At 69.2% G+C, this 15,939-nt stretch carries 16 protein-coding genes; 10 read left to right on the top strand and 6 right to left on the bottom strand.

The features are described from left to right. The 4 genes from KUTG_RS13390 to KUTG_RS13375 form a co-directional block, all read right to left on the bottom strand. The coding region (locus KUTG_RS13390; RefSeq protein ID WP_198047146.1) for a DUF2157 domain-containing protein at nucleotides 1-787 on the bottom strand (787 nt) is incomplete at its 3' end. Continuing rightward, a complete protein-coding gene (locus KUTG_RS13385) occupies nucleotides 784-1,698 on the bottom strand; it encodes a sensor histidine kinase (protein WP_043717141.1) in 915 nt (304 codons plus the stop codon). The genes KUTG_RS13385 and KUTG_RS13390, both read right to left, overlap by 4 nt. A 43-nt stretch (nucleotides 1,699-1,741) precedes the next feature. Next, nucleotides 1,742-2,143, bottom strand: a complete 402-nt coding sequence (locus KUTG_RS13380) for a DUF6292 family protein (RefSeq protein ID WP_043717140.1) — start codon at nucleotides 2,141-2,143, stop codon at nucleotides 1,742-1,744. A gap of 76 nt (nucleotides 2,144-2,219) precedes the next feature. Then, on the bottom strand, nucleotides 2,220-2,648 hold the full coding sequence (locus tag KUTG_RS13375) for an ATP-binding protein (protein WP_198047145.1): 429 nt from the start codon (nucleotides 2,646-2,648) through the stop codon (nucleotides 2,220-2,222). A gap of 112 nt (nucleotides 2,649-2,760) precedes the next feature. On the opposite strand from KUTG_RS13375, the gene KUTG_RS13370 reads away from it, so the two are divergent. Beyond that, a complete protein-coding gene (locus tag KUTG_RS13370) occupies nucleotides 2,761-3,027 on the top strand; it encodes a DUF3040 domain-containing protein (protein ID WP_198047144.1) in 267 nt (88 codons plus the stop codon). 203 nt (nucleotides 3,028-3,230) lie between these two features. On the opposite strand, the gene KUTG_RS13365 is transcribed toward KUTG_RS13370, so the two are convergent. Next, nucleotides 3,231-3,674: a YdeI/OmpD-associated family protein gene (locus KUTG_RS13365; RefSeq protein WP_043717135.1), complete on the bottom strand. Its 444-nt coding sequence runs from the start codon at nucleotides 3,672-3,674 to the stop codon at nucleotides 3,231-3,233. 18 nt (nucleotides 3,675-3,692) lie between these two features. On the opposite strand from KUTG_RS13365, the gene KUTG_RS13360 reads away from it, so the two are divergent. Next, complete coding sequence (locus KUTG_RS13360; RefSeq protein WP_043729207.1) at nucleotides 3,693-4,433, top strand: hypothetical protein; 741 nt, start codon at nucleotides 3,693-3,695, stop codon at nucleotides 4,431-4,433. Between the two features lie 50 nt (nucleotides 4,434-4,483). Here KUTG_RS13360 and KUTG_RS53380 read toward each other — a convergent pair whose 3' ends face one another. Next, on the bottom strand, nucleotides 4,484-5,440 hold the full coding sequence (locus KUTG_RS53380; protein ID WP_052394425.1) for a helix-turn-helix domain-containing protein: 957 nt from the start codon (nucleotides 5,438-5,440) through the stop codon (nucleotides 4,484-4,486). Nucleotides 5,441-5,595: 155 nt separating this feature from the next. Here KUTG_RS53380 and KUTG_RS13350 point away from each other — a divergent pair, with 155 nt between their 5' ends. The 8 genes from KUTG_RS13350 to KUTG_RS13315 are packed head-to-tail and all read left to right on the top strand — an operon-like array spanning nucleotide 5,596 to nucleotide 15,923. Next, the gene (locus KUTG_RS13350; protein WP_043717132.1) at nucleotides 5,596-6,684 is read left to right on the top strand and encodes a mandelate racemase/muconate lactonizing enzyme family protein; all 1,089 of its coding nucleotides are present in this window, start codon (nucleotides 5,596-5,598) and stop codon (nucleotides 6,682-6,684) included. Nucleotides 6,685-6,737: 53 nt separating this feature from the next. Further along, a complete protein-coding gene (locus KUTG_RS13345; RefSeq protein ID WP_043717130.1) occupies nucleotides 6,738-8,798 on the top strand; it encodes a fibronectin type III domain-containing protein in 2,061 nt (686 codons plus the stop codon). Nucleotides 8,799-8,837: 39 nt separating this feature from the next. After that, nucleotides 8,838-9,788, top strand: a complete 951-nt coding sequence (locus KUTG_RS13340) for a carbohydrate ABC transporter permease (protein ID WP_232240783.1) — start codon at nucleotides 8,838-8,840, stop codon at nucleotides 9,786-9,788. A gap of 17 nt (nucleotides 9,789-9,805) precedes the next feature. Continuing rightward, entirely contained in the window at nucleotides 9,806-10,702 is an 897-nt protein-coding gene (locus KUTG_RS13335; RefSeq protein ID WP_198047143.1) for a carbohydrate ABC transporter permease, read from the top strand. Beyond that, nucleotides 10,702-13,062 carry a glycoside hydrolase family 95 protein gene (locus KUTG_RS13330; RefSeq protein WP_052394423.1) on the top strand — a complete coding sequence of 787 codons (2,361 nt, stop codon included), beginning with the start codon at nucleotides 10,702-10,704 and terminating at the stop codon, nucleotides 13,060-13,062. The genes KUTG_RS13335 and KUTG_RS13330 overlap by 1 nt, the downstream gene beginning before the upstream one ends. Next, the gene (locus tag KUTG_RS13325; RefSeq protein WP_043717126.1) at nucleotides 13,056-14,030 is read left to right on the top strand and encodes an acetylxylan esterase; all 975 of its coding nucleotides are present in this window, start codon (nucleotides 13,056-13,058) and stop codon (nucleotides 14,028-14,030) included. The genes KUTG_RS13330 and KUTG_RS13325 overlap by 7 nt, the downstream gene beginning before the upstream one ends. Then, a complete protein-coding gene (locus KUTG_RS13320) occupies nucleotides 14,030-15,391 on the top strand; it encodes an ABC transporter substrate-binding protein (RefSeq protein ID WP_198047142.1) in 1,362 nt (453 codons plus the stop codon). The genes KUTG_RS13325 and KUTG_RS13320 overlap by 1 nt, the downstream gene beginning before the upstream one ends. Before the next feature lie 58 nt (nucleotides 15,392-15,449). Then, nucleotides 15,450-15,923, top strand: coding sequence for a glycoside hydrolase family 36 N-terminal domain-containing protein (locus KUTG_RS13315; RefSeq protein WP_043717122.1), 474 nt, complete (start codon nucleotides 15,450-15,452; stop codon nucleotides 15,921-15,923). Nucleotides 15,924-15,939: the final 16 nt, after the last annotated feature.

Genomic DNA, 15,939 nt, shown 5'->3' with positions numbered 1-15,939 from the left:
TCCAGTCCCAGATGGCCTCCGGCACGGCGATCGTCACGCCGATCACGCCGCCGACGAGCAGGATCGGCATCCGGTCGGCCAGGTAGCAGCCGAAACACACCAGGGCCACGACCAGCGTCGTCGAGTACTGGATGAACGCGTGCTCCGGGAACTGCGCGCCGATCAGGGCGAGCGCGGCGGCGACGCCGGCGCCGACCGCGCGGTGCCGGATGAGGTCGAAGGAGACGAGGACACCCCAGACGGCCGCGAGCAGCAGCAGCCCACCGCCGGTCCACGACGGCGTGAAGCCGACCAGGTCGACCAGCCCGACCACCATGGAACCGCTGGCGATGCCGGCCACCGGCAGTGCGAACACCGCGGGCCAGGCGGCATACCCGGCGGCCGCGAGCACCAGCGCGGCGATCCCGCCGGCCAGCGCCGGATGGGTGTCGAAGGCGACGGAGCCGGCCAGGCCGGCCGAGACTGCGCCCAGCGCCAACAGCACACCCGTGACCTGGTTGCGCAGGGCCACCGCGGCGCCGACCAGCACCACCGTGACGCCGATCAGCAGCCCCACGCGGCCGGCGTGCGAGAACGAGTCCCATGAGGTGCCGACGACCAGCGCCGCACCGGCCAGCAGCAGGGCACCGCCGACATAGCCGACGACCTCGGCGATGCGGCGACGCACCGGCGTCTCCTCGGCATCGGTCAACGCGTTCCGTACGGCGTCGGCCTCCTGCTTCGAGAGCGTTCCGGCCGTCACCAACTGACCCAGAGCGCGTTCCTGACCGTGCGCGAGCCTCGTCATGCCTGGCGGGTACCCATTCCGGTGATGCGCAATCGCACCACCGTGCCGAACGAGGCGGACGAGCGCACCTGGACCAGGTCGCACAGCTGGTTGACCATCCACATGCCACGGCCGCGCGGCTGCGCCAGGGTGGGACGGCGGCGGCCGACGAACGGATCGGTGATCACGCCCTCGTCCCGCACCTCGCACACCAGGTCGTCGTCCTCGGTCCACAGCCGCACCATGCCGCCGCCACCGCCGTGGTCCACGCTGTTGACCATCACCTCGTGCACGGCCAGCGTGAACCGCTCCACGGAGTCGGCGTCCAGGCCGAACCGCCGCGCCTTGCCGGCCGCGTTCTCCCGCACGCCGGTGACGCTGTCCAGGTCGAAGCGCACGAACGTGGTGGAGCCGAAGGGCTCCGGCAGGGGTTGGGCCAGCGTGGAGCCGTCCTCGCGGTCGTCGAAGTCCGGATTCGGCTCGTCCTCCCACCACGGGTGGTTGGCTCGGGCCCTGGCCAGCACGGACTCCGGCTGCGTCGCCGCGTACGGGCACAGCAGGCGCCACTCCACCTTGGCGAACGCCAGGTTCAGCAGCGTCTCGTGCTGGTGGCACTCGGCGATCGCCGGCGCCGTGCGCTCCTCGTGCACCGGCTCGCCCACGCCACGGCATGGTCTGCCTTCGTTGCGGTCGAGGAAGGCCTGCCAGAGCGGCAGGATCCGCGCCGGATTGCGGCCCTCGGACACCGTGTCCACGAACTCGACCCCGTGGCCGTCCGCGCCGAGAATGTCGCGCACCGGCTCCAGCCGGGCCGTCGGGACGATGACGGTCACCGCGGCGTCCTCTGCGAGCCCGGCGCGCACGAAGTCCGTCACCCTGGTGGCGAAGCCGTCCACGCTGTCGTAGCTGAACGCCTCGTGCCGGAAAACCACCGCGCAACCGTATGCCTACCGAGCGGCGACCCGCATCCAGGCCTCAGGCCGTGACGAACTTGGCCAGGCGGTCCGCCAGCCGCTCCCGGGACCGGCAGTACGGGGGATTCGGCTGGCCCGGGCAGTTGCCGACGACGACCTCGTCCACGAAGTGCCGGATGCGGCCCGGCGTGGGCAGCGGATCCGGGCCGAGATAGGTCAGCACCACCGGGCCGTCCAGGGTGTCGATCTCCAGGCCCACCGACCAGCCGTGGCGCTCGTCCCAGACCAGCATCAGATCGTGCTCGGCGAACAGGGGGTGGCGCGTGGGCAGCGCGATGTACGCCGAGGCCAGGTCGCCCACCTCGTGGTACATGGCGTCCGCGGGGACGCCCAGCAGGCGCGCCACGGCGGCGACGTATCTGCCGAGGCCAAGGGCTGCCTCGCTGTTCGGTGCGACGTTCATGGCTCGCCCCCCGTCCGGTGCTAAGACAATCGTGGATACCCGGACGAGTGATAACCTAACCGTGATGTGACCCAGATCACATTACAGGCATGGTGAAGGCGACCTCGGTGCCGTCCGACCTGCGGTGAAGGCTCACCTGCGCCGCCAGCGCCCGGATCAGCGCCAGCCCCCGGCCCCGGTCCCCAGGGTCCTCGGGCTGCTGTCGCCACGTTCCGTAGTCGCGGACCCGGCCGTGCACCGTGCCGACCTCGTCCCGCTCCAGCCAGACGTCCACCGAGCCCGGCTCGCCCCGGCGGTAGCCGTGCTCGATCGCGTTGGCCGCGGCCTCGCCCACCACCAGCTGGAGGTCCTCTAGCAGCTCGCCGGACAGGCCCACGGCCGCCGCCCAGTCCCGGACCACCTTGCGCATGCCGGCCAGCTCACCGGCCAGGCCGCTGAAGCGCAGGGTCAGCGGGACAGTGTTCGTCCGCGCCCCGTCCACGTCTTCGCGTCTCGACCCGTTCACCAGACCTCCGGTGATCAGGCTATCCAGCACCGGGTGTCGCTGCCAGTGAACCGGGGGCGCGCCGGGCCGGTATATGGGTGCGCAGTTCGCCATCGCCACGAGTGGAGCCCTCATGCTCAGTCAGCACGAACGCCGGCAGCTGGACGCGATCGAGCGTGGCCTCGCCGCCCAGTACCCGGCGCTCGCCACCCGCCTGTCAGGCAGCGTGCTCGACCGCTACCGGTGGGCCCTGGAGGCCATGTGGGTCTTCGGCCTCGGCTGCTTCGTGCTCGGCATCGTGGTCAACAGCGGCGAACTGGGCATGTCCGGCCTCGCTCTCCTGATCTCTGGCCTCCTACTCCGCCACCGCAAATACCTCCACACCCTCTTCACCACCTAACCCGCGGGTCCCGCTCTCAGGCACCCATGTGCCAACTTCCACACCCCGTGAGAGCGCTCTCTAAACCCCCGCGAGTCACGCTCTCCGGCACACCGAAACCCGGCTTCAGGCACACCACCCCCGCGAGTCCCGCGCTCAGGCACCCATGAAACCGGTTCGGACACCCCGGCGAGTCCCGCCCAGCGGCACACCGAAACACGGTGTCAGGCACCGTCCTTCAGCTTGCTCAGCGTCTTGGCCACGCGGGTCTGCCGGGTCTCCGCCTTCTTCGCCTCCTCGATCCACCGCACGTACTCCTTGCGGTGCGTGAAGGGCAGGCCGTCGAAGATCTTCCGCGCCGCCGGATCGGTGGCCAGGGCCTCGGCCAGATCCGCCGGCACCTCGACCTCACGGGGCGCCGTGTCCAGCGTGACCTCCACGTCGACCTCGTCGCCGGCGGCGACCCCGGCCGCGGTGCGGTTCTCGGCGCTGAGCGGGATCAGGAACTGCCCGCCGCGCACGGCCACCGTGCTCCGGTACGTGTGGCCGCCGATCGTCACGTTCACCTTGGGCTGCCGGCCCGCTTGGAGCCCTTCGATCACTTCCGCCGGCACCGGCAGGCCCGTCGCCGTCTTGCCGCCCAGCAGCACCGTCGTCCGGAATCGCATGGCGGCAGTATGAACCGCATGGCCGTCTTCACGCCCTCCGAGCGCGCCCAGCTCCTGGCGTCCCTCACCGACCGCGCTCGTGGCGACGCCCGCATCACCGGCGCCGCCGTCACCGGTTCCGGGGCCCTGGACCACACCGACCGCTGGTCCGACATCGACTTCGCCCTCGGGATCACCGGCTCCCGCGACGAGGTCATGGCCGACTGGACCGCCTACCTCTACAGGGAGCACGGGGCCGTCCACCACATGGACGTCCCCTTCCGCGCCGCGATCTACCGCGTCTTCCTGTTGCCCCATACCCTCCAGGTCGACATCGCCTTCGTGCCCGCCGCCGAGTTCGGCGCCACCGGGCCCACCTTCCGCCTCCTCTTCGGCACCGCCGTCGACCAGCCGCCCACGTCCGCTCTCGACCCCCGTGCCGAGATCGACCTGGCCTGGCTCTACGCCCTTCACGTCCGCTCCAGCATCGAGCGCCACCGCCTCTGGCAGGCCGAGCACATGCTCGGCGGCCTCCGCAACGCCGTGTTGAGCCTCATGTGCCTCCGTCACGGCGTCCCCGCCGTGCAGGGACGAGGTCTACATCTGCTTCCGCCCAGTGCAACCAATCCCGCCTTGGCCACGCTTGTCGGCACCCTGGACGAGACCAACCTCCGCCGGGCCTTCCACGCCGCGGTGGAGTTGTTGTTGGCCGAGACCGCTCACGTCGACGCGAAGTTGGCGAAGGTGCTCAGCGCCCCGTTGTTAGCAATGCTCGGTTAGCTCTGCTTGAAACCGTATTTCGGTGTGCCGGAGAGCGTGACTCGCGGGGGTTAGCGGGTTAGGTTGAGGCGTTGGTCGCGGGTGTCGGTGGGGGTGCAGCCGAAGCGGGCCTTGTACTGGCGGGAGAAGTGGGCGATGTCCGTGATGCCCCACTTCGCGCAGATCGCCCCGATCATCAGGTCCGGACGGGCCAGCAGGTCGGCGTGGCAGCCGTCGAGGCGGCGGTTCTTGATGTGCGTGGACACGGTCTCGCCACGCTGCTGGAAGACCCGGTGCAGGGTGCGCACGGAGATGTGGTGGGCGGCGGCGATGCGCTCGACGGTGAGCTCGGGGTCGCCCAGCCAGCTGTCGATGTAGGCGCTGATCTGGGCTTCGAGCGCGGGGGAGACGGGCTGCGCCCGGCGGGACAGCGTGCCGACGAGCAGATCCGACACGGCCTCGGAGGCCGCGGCGAGGCCGGCCGGGTCGAGGCCGGAGGCGACCTTCATCGTGGCCAGCATGTGCTGCACGAGCAGCTCCCCGACCCCCTCGACGGCCAGCGAGGTGCCCAGCAGCCGGTTGACGCCGGGAATCTGGCTCTCCAGACGCAGCGTGTCGACGTACACGGTGAGCAGCCGGTTCTGGGTGGAGTGCCGGGCTTCCAACGGGTTCACGGTGGAGCAGAGGGCGGCCCGGCCCGGCTTGAGCAGGAGTTCGGCCCCGCGGTGGCGCAGGCGGGTGGTGCCCTCGACGCACACGCAGAGATAGGTCAAGCCGTTGGGGGACAGCCGGATCAGGGACTCGGTGCGTTCCACGTGCGCGCCGGAGCCCTGATAGGTCCAGTCGAAGGTGGTGACGCCGCCGATCAACAGCCGGGTGACGGTCCGGTAGCCGCTGCCGGGCCGGCCGAGCGTGCCCGCGTACTGGAGGCTCTGCCCGCCGACGGGGAGCGCGAATGTCTGACGGAGACTGCCCTTCTCGACGACTCCCTCGTCTACCCGGTGGTGGAAGGCGGCTGCCGGCGGCATGGCGCGAGTGTACGCGCGTACCGATCTTGGGCCCGCGACACGGGCCGATAACGGCTGAAACACGACCCATTGACACCCGGGTTAATCCACGTCAAGAATCCAGTACCACCGATCGTATAGGATCCATGAAGACCGAACCCGATGGAGGGCGAGGCGTGGCCAGAGTCAGCGGGGCCGAGGCGTTCCTGGTGGACATCGCCGTGGAGCAGGTCCGCACGGACGCGGTCCAGGCCTTCCTGTCCCAGGAGACGGTCTTCGTCGAGCTGACCACGGACGACGGCGCCGCCGGCCTCGGCTACACCTACACGATCGGCACCGGCGGCACGGCCGTGCTGGCCCTGCTCCGCGACCACCTGCTGCCCCGCCTGCTGGGAGCGGACGCGACCCGGATCGAAGCGGTCTGGCACGACCTGTTCGCCTCGACCAGGGCGACCACGGTCGGCGCGATCACCTCCCTGGCCCTGGCTGCCGTCGACACCGCCCTCTGGGACCTGCGCTGCCTGCGTGCCGACGAGCCGCTGTGGCGGGTCGCCGGCGGCTTCCAACAGACGGTTCCCTTGTACGACACCGAGACGGGCTGGCTGCACCTCACCACCGACGAGCTCGTGGCCGGCGCCCTCAAGGCGCAGCAAGCAGGCTGGCGCGGGATCAAGGTCAAGGTGGGCAAGCCGAGCGGGGCCGAGGACGCGGCCCGGCTGGCGGCCGTGCGCGAGGCGGTGGGCCCGCACTTCCCGGTCATGGTCGACGCCAACCAGTCCATGACGCTGGCCGAGGCGCTGCGACGGGCCGACCTGTTCGCGCCGCTGGGCCTGACCTGGCTGGAAGAACCGCTGCCGGCCGACGACGTGGCGGCGCACGAGCGCCTGGCCCACGCCACCAACATCCCGATCGCGGTCGGCGAGTCGCTGTACTCGGTCGCCCAGTTCCGCGAGTACCTCCAGCGCGGCGCGGCCTCGGTCGTGCAGGTGGACGTGGCCCGGATCGGCGGCATCACGCCGTGGCTGAAGGTCGCGCACACCGCCGAGACGTTCAACGCGGAGGTCTGTCCGCACTTCCTGATGGAGCTGCACGTGAGCCTGGCGGCCGCCGTCCCGAACGGCCGGTTCGTCGAGCACATCCCGCAGCTGCGCGCCATCACCACTGGGGAAATGTCCGTTGTGGACGGCCAAGCCGTCCCGCCGGACGCACCGGGACTGGGCATCGCCTGGGACCGGGACGCCATGGACGACCTCAGGGTCTCCTGACAGTTATGTCCTCATTGGACAGTCAGTAACGGTGCGACTGAGATGGAGTTTCGATGAGTCGGAGAACGACGCGGCTGCTGACGGCGGCAGCCGCGGCCCTGCTCGCGATCACGGTGGCCCAGGTGCCACTGGCCGACGCGGCGCCCGCCGCCAAGCCGACCAAGGCCGACAGCGCCGCGACGCCCTACATGGGCTGGAGCAGCTGGAGCCTGGAGTCCACGAACTACCCGGGTGTCAACCCGACCGGCCCGGCCAGCTGGCTGACCGAGGCCAACGTGATCAAGCAGACCGACGTGGTGGCCGGCAAGCTCAAGTCGCACGGCTACGACTACGTCAACGTGGACGCCGGCTGGCTGGGCGGCTTCGACGGCAACGCCCGCCCGCTGTCCAACGCCACCACCTTCCCGCACGGCATGAAGTACCTCGGTGACTACATCCACCGCAAGGGCCTGAAGTTCGGCGCGTACCTGGCCGTGGGCCTGGACATCCGCGCCTACAACAACGGCAACACGCCCATCGCCGGCGTCAAGAACTGCTTCACCCGCAACCTGGTGTACTCCGACCTGCGCACCACCAACGGCTGGAACAGCTCCTACAAGATCGACTTCACGAATCCCTGCTCCCAGGCCTACATCAACTCGATCGCCGCCGAGCTGGCCGGCTGGGGCGTCGACTTCCTGAAGCTGGACGGCGTCGGCCCCGGCTCCTTCCAGGGCGGCGCCAACTACGACAACACCTCGGACGTCAAGGCCTGGAACACCGCGCTGGCCAAGACCGGCCGCAAGATCCAGTTCGTCATCTCCTGGGGCCTGAGCCACCGCCAGGCCGACGTGTGGAAGGCCAACTCCAACGGCGCCCGCGTCGAGACCGACGTCGAGTGCTACTGCGACACCATCGTCACCTGGAACAACTCGGTCAAGCAACGCTTCGCCGATGTGGTGCAGTGGATCCCGGACGCCGGCCCCGGCTACTGGAACAACCTGGACTCCCTCGACGTCGGCAACGGCCAGATGGACGGCATCTCCGAGGCCGAGCGCCAGAGCTACGCCACGCTGTGGGCGATCGAGGCGGCCCCGCTCTACGTGGGCGACGACCTGACCAAGCTCGACCCGTACGGCCTTTCCCTGCTGACCAACGACGAGGTCATCGCGGTCGACCAGGCCGGCATCGCGGCCAAGCCGGTGGACCAGTCCAGCCAGCAGCAGGTCTGGTACGCCCGACAGAAGGACGGCAGCTACACCGTCGCGCTGTTCAACCTCGGCGACGCCACCGCCACCGTCACGGCGAACCTGGCCCAGCTGGGCATCAACGGCACCGCCAAGGTGCGGGACCTGTGGAGCCACAAGGATCTCGCCGCGGCCACCGGCACGGTCTCCGCGTCGCTGCCCACCCACGGCTCGCAGCTGCTGAAGATCACCCCGAACGCCAAGGACAACGCGCCGAACCCGCCCGGCAACCTGCACGCCGTCGCCGCTTCCGGCACGACCGCCGCGGGCAACAGCGTGACCCTGGCCTGGGACCCGTCGTTCAGCGGCAACAGCGCCGTGAAGAGCTACGAGGTCTACAACGGCACCAGCCGCCTGCTGACCACCGCCGGCACCTCGGTGACCGTGGCCAGCCTGGCCCCTTCGAGCACCTTCGACTTCAATGTGGTCGCGGTGACCAAGGACGGCAAGAAGTCCTTGCCCAGCAACAAGCTGAACGTGTCCACGGCGGACAAGAACGGCTCGATCAACTACGAGGGCGAGGCGGCGGTCAACCTCGTCACCGGCGGCGCCTCGGTCAACGACTGCGGCCCGTGCTCGGGCGGCAAGAAGGTCGGCAACCTCGGCGGCACCGGCCACCTGTCGTTCCCGAACGTCTGGGCGCCCAAGGACGGCACCTACCTGATGACTGTCTCCTATGTGGACGGTGACTCGGGCCGCACTGCGCAGGTCACGGTGAACGGTGTGCCGTTCCGGCTGCCGATGGCCGGCAGCAACGACAACGACTGGGGCACGCCGCAGACCGTGGTCGTGCCGGTCACGCTGAAGGCCGGCGGCAGCAACCTGGTCGAGTTCAACGGCCCCACGCCGAACGACTACGTGGCCGACATCGACAAGATCACCATCTGAAGCACCTGAACCACCTGATCTGAGAGGGGACATGCCGTGGTGACCGCGACACAGGACACGAAGACACCGCCGGTGGCGCCGGTCGCCACGGCACGTCGCCGCCGTGGGATCAAGCCGGGGACCCGGCGGGGACACCTGCCGCTGGCCATGCTGCTCATCGCGCCCGCCGTCATCGGCTTCCTGGTGTTCTTCGCCTACCCGACGGTGCAGGGCATCTACTACAGCTTCACCGACTTCCACGTGCTCAGCCCGCCCAACTGGGTGGGGCTGGCCAACTTCCAGCAGCTGCTGGGCGACGACGTCTTCTGGCACTCGCTGTGGGTGACCCTCTACTTCGTACTGTTGTCGGTGTTCTTCGGGATCCTGATCTCGCTGATCACCGCCGTGATCATGCACCGCCTGACCAAGTCCACGTTGATCCGCGGCATCGTGCTGCTGCCGTTCCTGATCTCCGGCGTGGTGGCGGCGATGACCTGGTCGTGGATGCTCGACCCGGGGCTGGGCATCATCAACTCGTTCATCACCAAGCTCACCGGCCACCCGCTGCTGTTCTTCGGCGACAGCGCGCTCGCGGTGCCCTCGCTGGCCGCGATCAGCGTGTGGAAGTCCATGGGCTACAACGCGATCCTCATCTTCGCCGGCCTGCAGACCATCCCGGCCACCATCTACGAGGCAGGCCGGGTGGACGGCGCCACCGAGCTGCAGATGTTCCGCCGGCTCACCGTGCCGCTGCTGCGCAACATCCTGGTCATGGTCGTCATCCTGACGGTGATCGGCTCGTTCCAGGTGTTCGACATCGTGCAGGTGACGACCAAGGGCGGCCCGCAGAACGCGTCGCTGGTGCTGCAGATGTACATCTACAACAAGGCCTTCAGCCAGTTCGACTTCGGTTACGCGGCAACGATGTCGCTGGCCCTGTTCGCCATGCTGATCGCGATCACCTTCACCCAGCTGAGGATGACCCGCGCCGGCGAGTCCGACCTGACCTGACGAGAGGAGAAGCAGCCGTGGCGAACCGTTCCGTCACCGCCCGACCCTCGGTCGGCCGGGTGCTGGCCTGGATCTACCTGGCCGTGATCGTCGTGATCACCCTGTTCCCGTTCTACTGGATCCTGCGCACCGCGCTGTCCAACAACTTCGCGCTGCACACCGACGCCGGATCCCTGCTGCCGGTGGACTTCACCCTCGGCGCGTTCAAGCGTGCGCTCGGGCTGGCCACGCTGGCCGAGGCCCAGGCCGAGGGCGGCTCCGGCGCGTCCCTGAACACCGCGCTGTACCTGCGAAACTCGGTGATCTACGCCGGCGTGCAGACCGCGCTGGTGGTGTTCTGCTCGGCCACCGCCGCCTACGCCTTCTCCCGGCTGCGTTGGAAGGGCCGCGAGGTGGTGTTCTCGGTCCTGCTGTGCGCGCTGATGGTGCCGGCGATCTTCACCCTGATCCCCAACTTCGTCACGGTGAAGAACCTGGGCCTGACCAACAGCTTCGCCGGCATGATCCTGCCCGGCGCGTTCTTCTCCGCGTTCAACATCTTCTTCCTGCGGCAGTTCATGCTGGGCCTGAGCAGCGAGGTGGAGGAGGCCGCCACCATCGACGGCGCCGGCCCGCTGCGGGTGTTCTTCCGGATCGTGCTGCCGATGTGCGCGGCGCCGATCGCCACCCTGTGCCTGCTGACGTTCATCAACACCTGGAACGACTACTTTTGGCCGCTGATGGTGACCAGCGACGAGAGCGTGCGGCCGCTGACCCTGGCGCTGGCGGTGTTCAAGCAGTCCTCGCCCAACACGGCCGTGGACTGGGCCGGACTGATGGCGGCCACGCTGATCGCCGCGCTGCCGATGCTGCTGCTCTTCGTGGTGTTCGGCCGGCGCATCGTCAACTCCATCGGCTTCACCGGGATCAAATGATGCGACACGACGACTTGGTGCTCTCCTGGCCGCGGCCGGCGGGGGAGTGGATCGAGGCCGCGCCGGTCGGCAACGGCCGTCTGGGCGCCATGGTCTTCGGCGGTCCGGGCCGGACCCGCCTGCAGGTCAACGACTCCACGGTGTGGTCCGGCACCCCGCACAGCCCGGCCGACGCCTTGGCCGACGTGCTGGCCACGGGCGCGGGGCCGGAGCGCCTGGCCGAGGTGCGCAAGGCCATTCGGGCCGGTGACTACCGGACCGCGGATCGTCTGCTGATGTCGTTCGAGGGCCCTTACAGCCAGGAGTTCCTGCCGTTCGCCGACCTCTGGATGACGCTGGGGGAGGGCAGCCTCCAGGGCCGAACCCTCAACCTGGACAACGGTGTCGCGCACGAGTTTCTCACCGTCGACGGCCACGAGGTGGAGCGCTCGGTGTGGGCCAGCCACCCGGCCGGCGTGCTGTGCGTGAGCATCACCGGGCGCACGGATCTCCGGCTGGAGCTGGAGTCGCCGCTCAGGACCGTGCACAAGCTGCTGCGGGACAACGGGTTCGAGCTCGGCGTGGAGATCCCGGTCGACGGCGCCCCGCAGCACGAGCCGGAGGTCGAGGAGCCGCTGCGCTACGCCGACGCCCCGATCGACGACTACGACCCGCTCGGCGCGGTCGTGGTCAGGATCGACACCGACGGCGAAGTGTCCACAACGGACTCCGCGTTGGTCGTCACCGGCTCGACCCGTGCGTTGATCGTGCTTGGCACGTCCACTGCGGCCCGGGACTTCTGGGAAGAACGCGCGCCCAGGACCCGCACGGAACACCTGAACACCGCCGGCGAACGAGTCTCCGCCGCGCTGGCCCAGGGTGCCGAAACCTTGCTGCGCGAGCACGACGCCGACCTCCGTCAGCTGCTCGGCGGCACCTCGCTGCGCATCGGCCGCCAGGTCAACGGCCCGATCGACGTGGCCGAGGACGTGCTCTCCGGCCGGGACGAACGGCTCGTCGCGACCGTGATGTTCCAATACGGACGGTACCTGCTGGCGTCCTCCTCGCGTCCGGGCAGCGGCCCGCCGGCCAACCTCCAGGGCGTGTGGAACGCGGATTTGCGGCCGGCCTGGTCGTCCAACTACACGGTGAACATCAACACCGAGATGAACTACTGGCCGGCCGAGGTGACCGGGCTGGCCGAGTGCCACCTGCCACTGATCGACCTGCTGGACAAGATGGCCGCCACCGGCACGGACGTGGCCCGCGAGCTGTACGGCGCGCGCGGCTGGGTGACCCACCACAACACCGACATGTGGGGCTGGTCGCTGCCGGTCGGGATGGGTCATGGCGCCCCGTCCTGGGCCATCTGGCAGATGGGCGGCGCCTGGCTCGTCCAACACGCCTGGGACCACTACGAATTCACCGGCGACACGGCGTTTCTCCGGGACCGGGCCTGGCCGTTGCTGCGCGGGTGTGCCCTGTTCGGCCTGGACTGGCTCGTCGAGCACGACGGCCAGCTGGACACCATCCCGTCCACCTCGCCGGAGAACTGGTTCCTGGTCGACGGAAAGCCCGAGTCGCTGACCTGGTCGTCCACAATGGATATTGCCCTGCTCAGGGCGGTGTTCACCCGCTGCCTGGACGCGGCCCGAATCACGAGCATCGACGACCCGGTGCTGGTCGAGATCGAGAAGGCGCTGCCGCGGCTGCGGCCGCCGGCCGTGACCGCGGGTGGCTGGCTCCAGGAGTGGATCGAGGACCTGCCGGAGGAGGACCCGAAGCACCGGCACATGTCCCAGCTGGTGACCGTGTATCCGTTGGGGCAGATCGATCCCGGGTCGACGCCGGAGCTGGCCGGGGCGGCGGTGAACCTGATGGACCGCCGGGGCAACGGGGCCATGGGCTGGTCCTGGGCGTGGAAGATCGCGCTGCGGGCCCGGCTCGGCGACGGCGAGACCGCGCGATCCCTGCTGCTGGAGGCCACCCGGCCGCTGGGCTTCGACTGGGACGTCGACGCCCCGACCGACGGTTCACAGTGGGGCGGCCTGCTGCCCAACCTGTTCAGCTCGCACCCGCCGTTCCAGATCGACGGCAACTACGGCTTCCCGGCCGGCATCGCGGAAATGCTGGTGCAGAGCCACAACGGCGTGATCCGTGTGCTGCCGGCGCTACCGAGCAGCTGGCCCAGCGGCGCGTTGACCGGCGTCCGCTGCCGGGGCGGCCTGTCGGCCGACCTCACGTGGCGCAACGGCTCCTTGGCCGCGCTGAGCATCCGCCGGCTGACCGGCGATCCACTGGAGACGGTCACCGTGCTCTTCGACGGCCGGCGCGAGGAGTTCACGCTCGCGGTCGGCGAGGAGAGGCGGCTGGCGTGCTGAACCTTTGGGAGTACCGCAGCTCCTACAAGGAACCGGAGGACTTCGACGACTTCTGGACCTCGACCATAGCCGAGGCCCGGCAGTTCCCCCTGGACGTCACCGTCACCCCGGTCGAGACGCACCTGGTGACGGTCGAGGTGTTCGACGTGACGTACCCGGGCTTCGGCGGCCACCCGATCCGGGCCTGGCTCCGGCTTCCCAAGCAGCGCAAGGGAAAGCTGCCGGCGGTCGTGCAGTTCCACGGCTACTCCAGCGGTCGCGGCGCGGCCGTGGAGGATCTGCTGTGGTCGTCGGCCGGCTACGCGCACCTGTTCATGGACGTCCGTGGGCAGGGCGGCGACTGGGCGGGCGGCGACACGCCCGACCCGGTCGGCAGCGGCCCGGCCTACCCGGGTTTTCTCACCCGGGGCATTGAAAACCGCGACGAGTACTTCTACCGTCGCGTCTACACCGACGCGGTGCGGGCCGTGGACACGGTGCGCGCCTTCGACTTCGTCGACCCGGAGCGGGTCGCGGTGATCGGCAACAGCCAGGGCGCCGGCATCGCGCTGGCCGCCGCCGGCCTGGTGCCGGACATCGCGGCCGGGCACTTCCAGGCCCCGTTCCTGGCCGACATCCAGCAGTCGACGCGCCTGGTGCGCACCTTCCCGTACGAGGAAATCACCAAATACCTGGCCGTCCACCGCGGAAGCACGGACCGGGTGTGGCCCACGCTGGCCTACTTCGACGCCATCGCCTTCGCCCGCCGGGCCGAGGCGTCGGCGTGGTTCTCGGCCGGCCAGCTCGACGATGTCGTGCCGGCGCAGTCGGTTCTCGGCGCCTACCACGAGTACTGGGGACCCAAGCAGTTCCGGTTGTGGGAGCACAACGGACACGAGGCAGGCGGCGCCGAGGACTCGGCCATCGCACTGTCCGCGTTCGCGAGTGTCCTGCGCCCGGGCCGTCCCACCGAAACGAGGAATAGCTGATGATGAGAAAGCTGCTCGCGGTCGCGTTGGCGTCCGCGTCCGTCGTCGCCCTGTCGGCCTGCGGCAGCTCGAGCTCCGGCTCCGCCACCGGCACGGTCAACTGGTGGACCTGGGACGACAAGCAGGCCGCGGCCTACCAGTCGTGCGCGACGGCGTTCGAGAAGGCCAATCCCGGCGTCACCGTGAAGATCTCGCAGTACGCGGTGGACGACTACTTCACCAAGCTCACCGCGGGTTTCGTGGCCGGCACCGCGCCGGACGCCTTCCAGAACTCGGTGCAGTTCTTCCAGGCCTACGCCTCGCAGCACCAGCTGCTGCCGCTGGACGACCTGATCAGCAAGACCAACTTCGACCTGAAGAAGTTCTCGGTCGGCGTGGGCGCCTGGAAGTTCACCGACGGCAAGCAGTACGCGCTGCCGCTGGACTGGGCCGCGGCGGCGATGTTCTACAACACCGACGCGATCACCAAGGCCGGCTACACGGCCAAGGACGTCGAGAACCTGAACTGGAACCCGGACAACGGCGGCACCTTCGACAAGATGGTGGCCCACCTGACCGTGGACGCCAGCGGCAAGCGCGGTGACGAGGCGGGCTTCGACAAGGCCCACGTCGCCACGTACGGCATGGGTCAGTTGGCGGCCAAGGACTTCATCGGCCAGACCACCTGGAACTCGTTCCTGGCCACCACCGGTTGGCGGCAGGGCGACAAGTCGCAGTGGCCGACCAAGTTCAACTACGACGACCCGAACTTCGTCAAGACCATGAAGTACATCAAGTCGCTGACCGACCGCGGCTTCGCGCCGAAGATCAACAGCTTCAGCGCCGGCGGCGGCACCGCGACCATCAGCGACGTGGACCTGCTGGGCACCAACAAGATCGCCATGGAGACCGCGGGCTCGTGGGAGGCGGCGACCTTCGCCAAGCTGCCGGGCGTCAAGGTGGGCATCGCGCCGACCGTGCTCGGCCCGGACGGCAAGACGCGCTCGCAGCTGTCCAACTCCAACGGCAACAACATCTGGGCCGGCACCAAGAACCCCGACCTGACCTGGAAGTGGGTCTCGTACATGGGTTCGCAGGAGTGCCAGTCGATGGCCGGCGCCTCCGGCTCGTTCTTCCCGTCCATCCCGGCGGCGATGGACTCGGCCGCCGCCGCGGTGGCCAAGCAGGGCGTTGACCTGTCGGTGTTCACCAAGGCGCTCAAGGACGGCACGCTCTACGGCGCGCCGGCCTACGCCAACGGCGCCGACCTCCAGCAGACGCTGGAACCGCTGTTCGAGGGCTACTTCAGCGGCAGCCGCGGCGACGACGTGTTCGCCGAGATGACGCAGAAGGCCAAGGACATCCTCAACAAGCAGAACTGAACCGGTATCTCGCCTGCTGGAGAGCGGGACTCGCGGTTTTCCTGGGAAGGTGGCGTGGATGGGGCGGTTCGCGAGGCTGCGGGCGGCGGGGGTCGGGTTCGTGGTCGATCTGGCCGCACAGCCGGTTCCGGTGGTCGTGCACTGGGGTCGCGACCTGGGCGAGCTGGACGAGTCGGGCCTGGCGGCGCTGGCCTTCGTCGGCGAACCCGCCGTGCTCAACAACTCCGTGGACGTGCCACGCCGGTGTTCGGTGTGGCCCACCGAGTTCGAGGGCTGGGCGGGCACGCCGGCGCTCGAAGGACACCGCGGCGGCATCGCCACCACGCCACGGCCTCGTCTGGTCGACCATACGCTGGCCGACAACCGGCTCGAACTCGTGCTGGACGACGAGATCACCGGCCTCCGCGTCACCTTGGTGTACACAATGGACAGCAGTGGCGTGCTGTCCGCACGGGCAACGTTGGTGGCCTCAGAGGATTACGAGGTCGCCAGCGTCTCCACCTTGCTGCCGTTGCCGAGCCGGGCCGTCTAGGTCCTGGACTTCACCG

Origin of the sequence: Kutzneria sp. 744, from assembly GCF_000568255.1 — a bacterium.
Classification (GTDB): Bacteria; Actinomycetota; Actinomycetes; order Mycobacteriales; family Pseudonocardiaceae; genus Kutzneria.
This window is presented reverse-complemented; position numbering and strand designations above follow the sequence as displayed.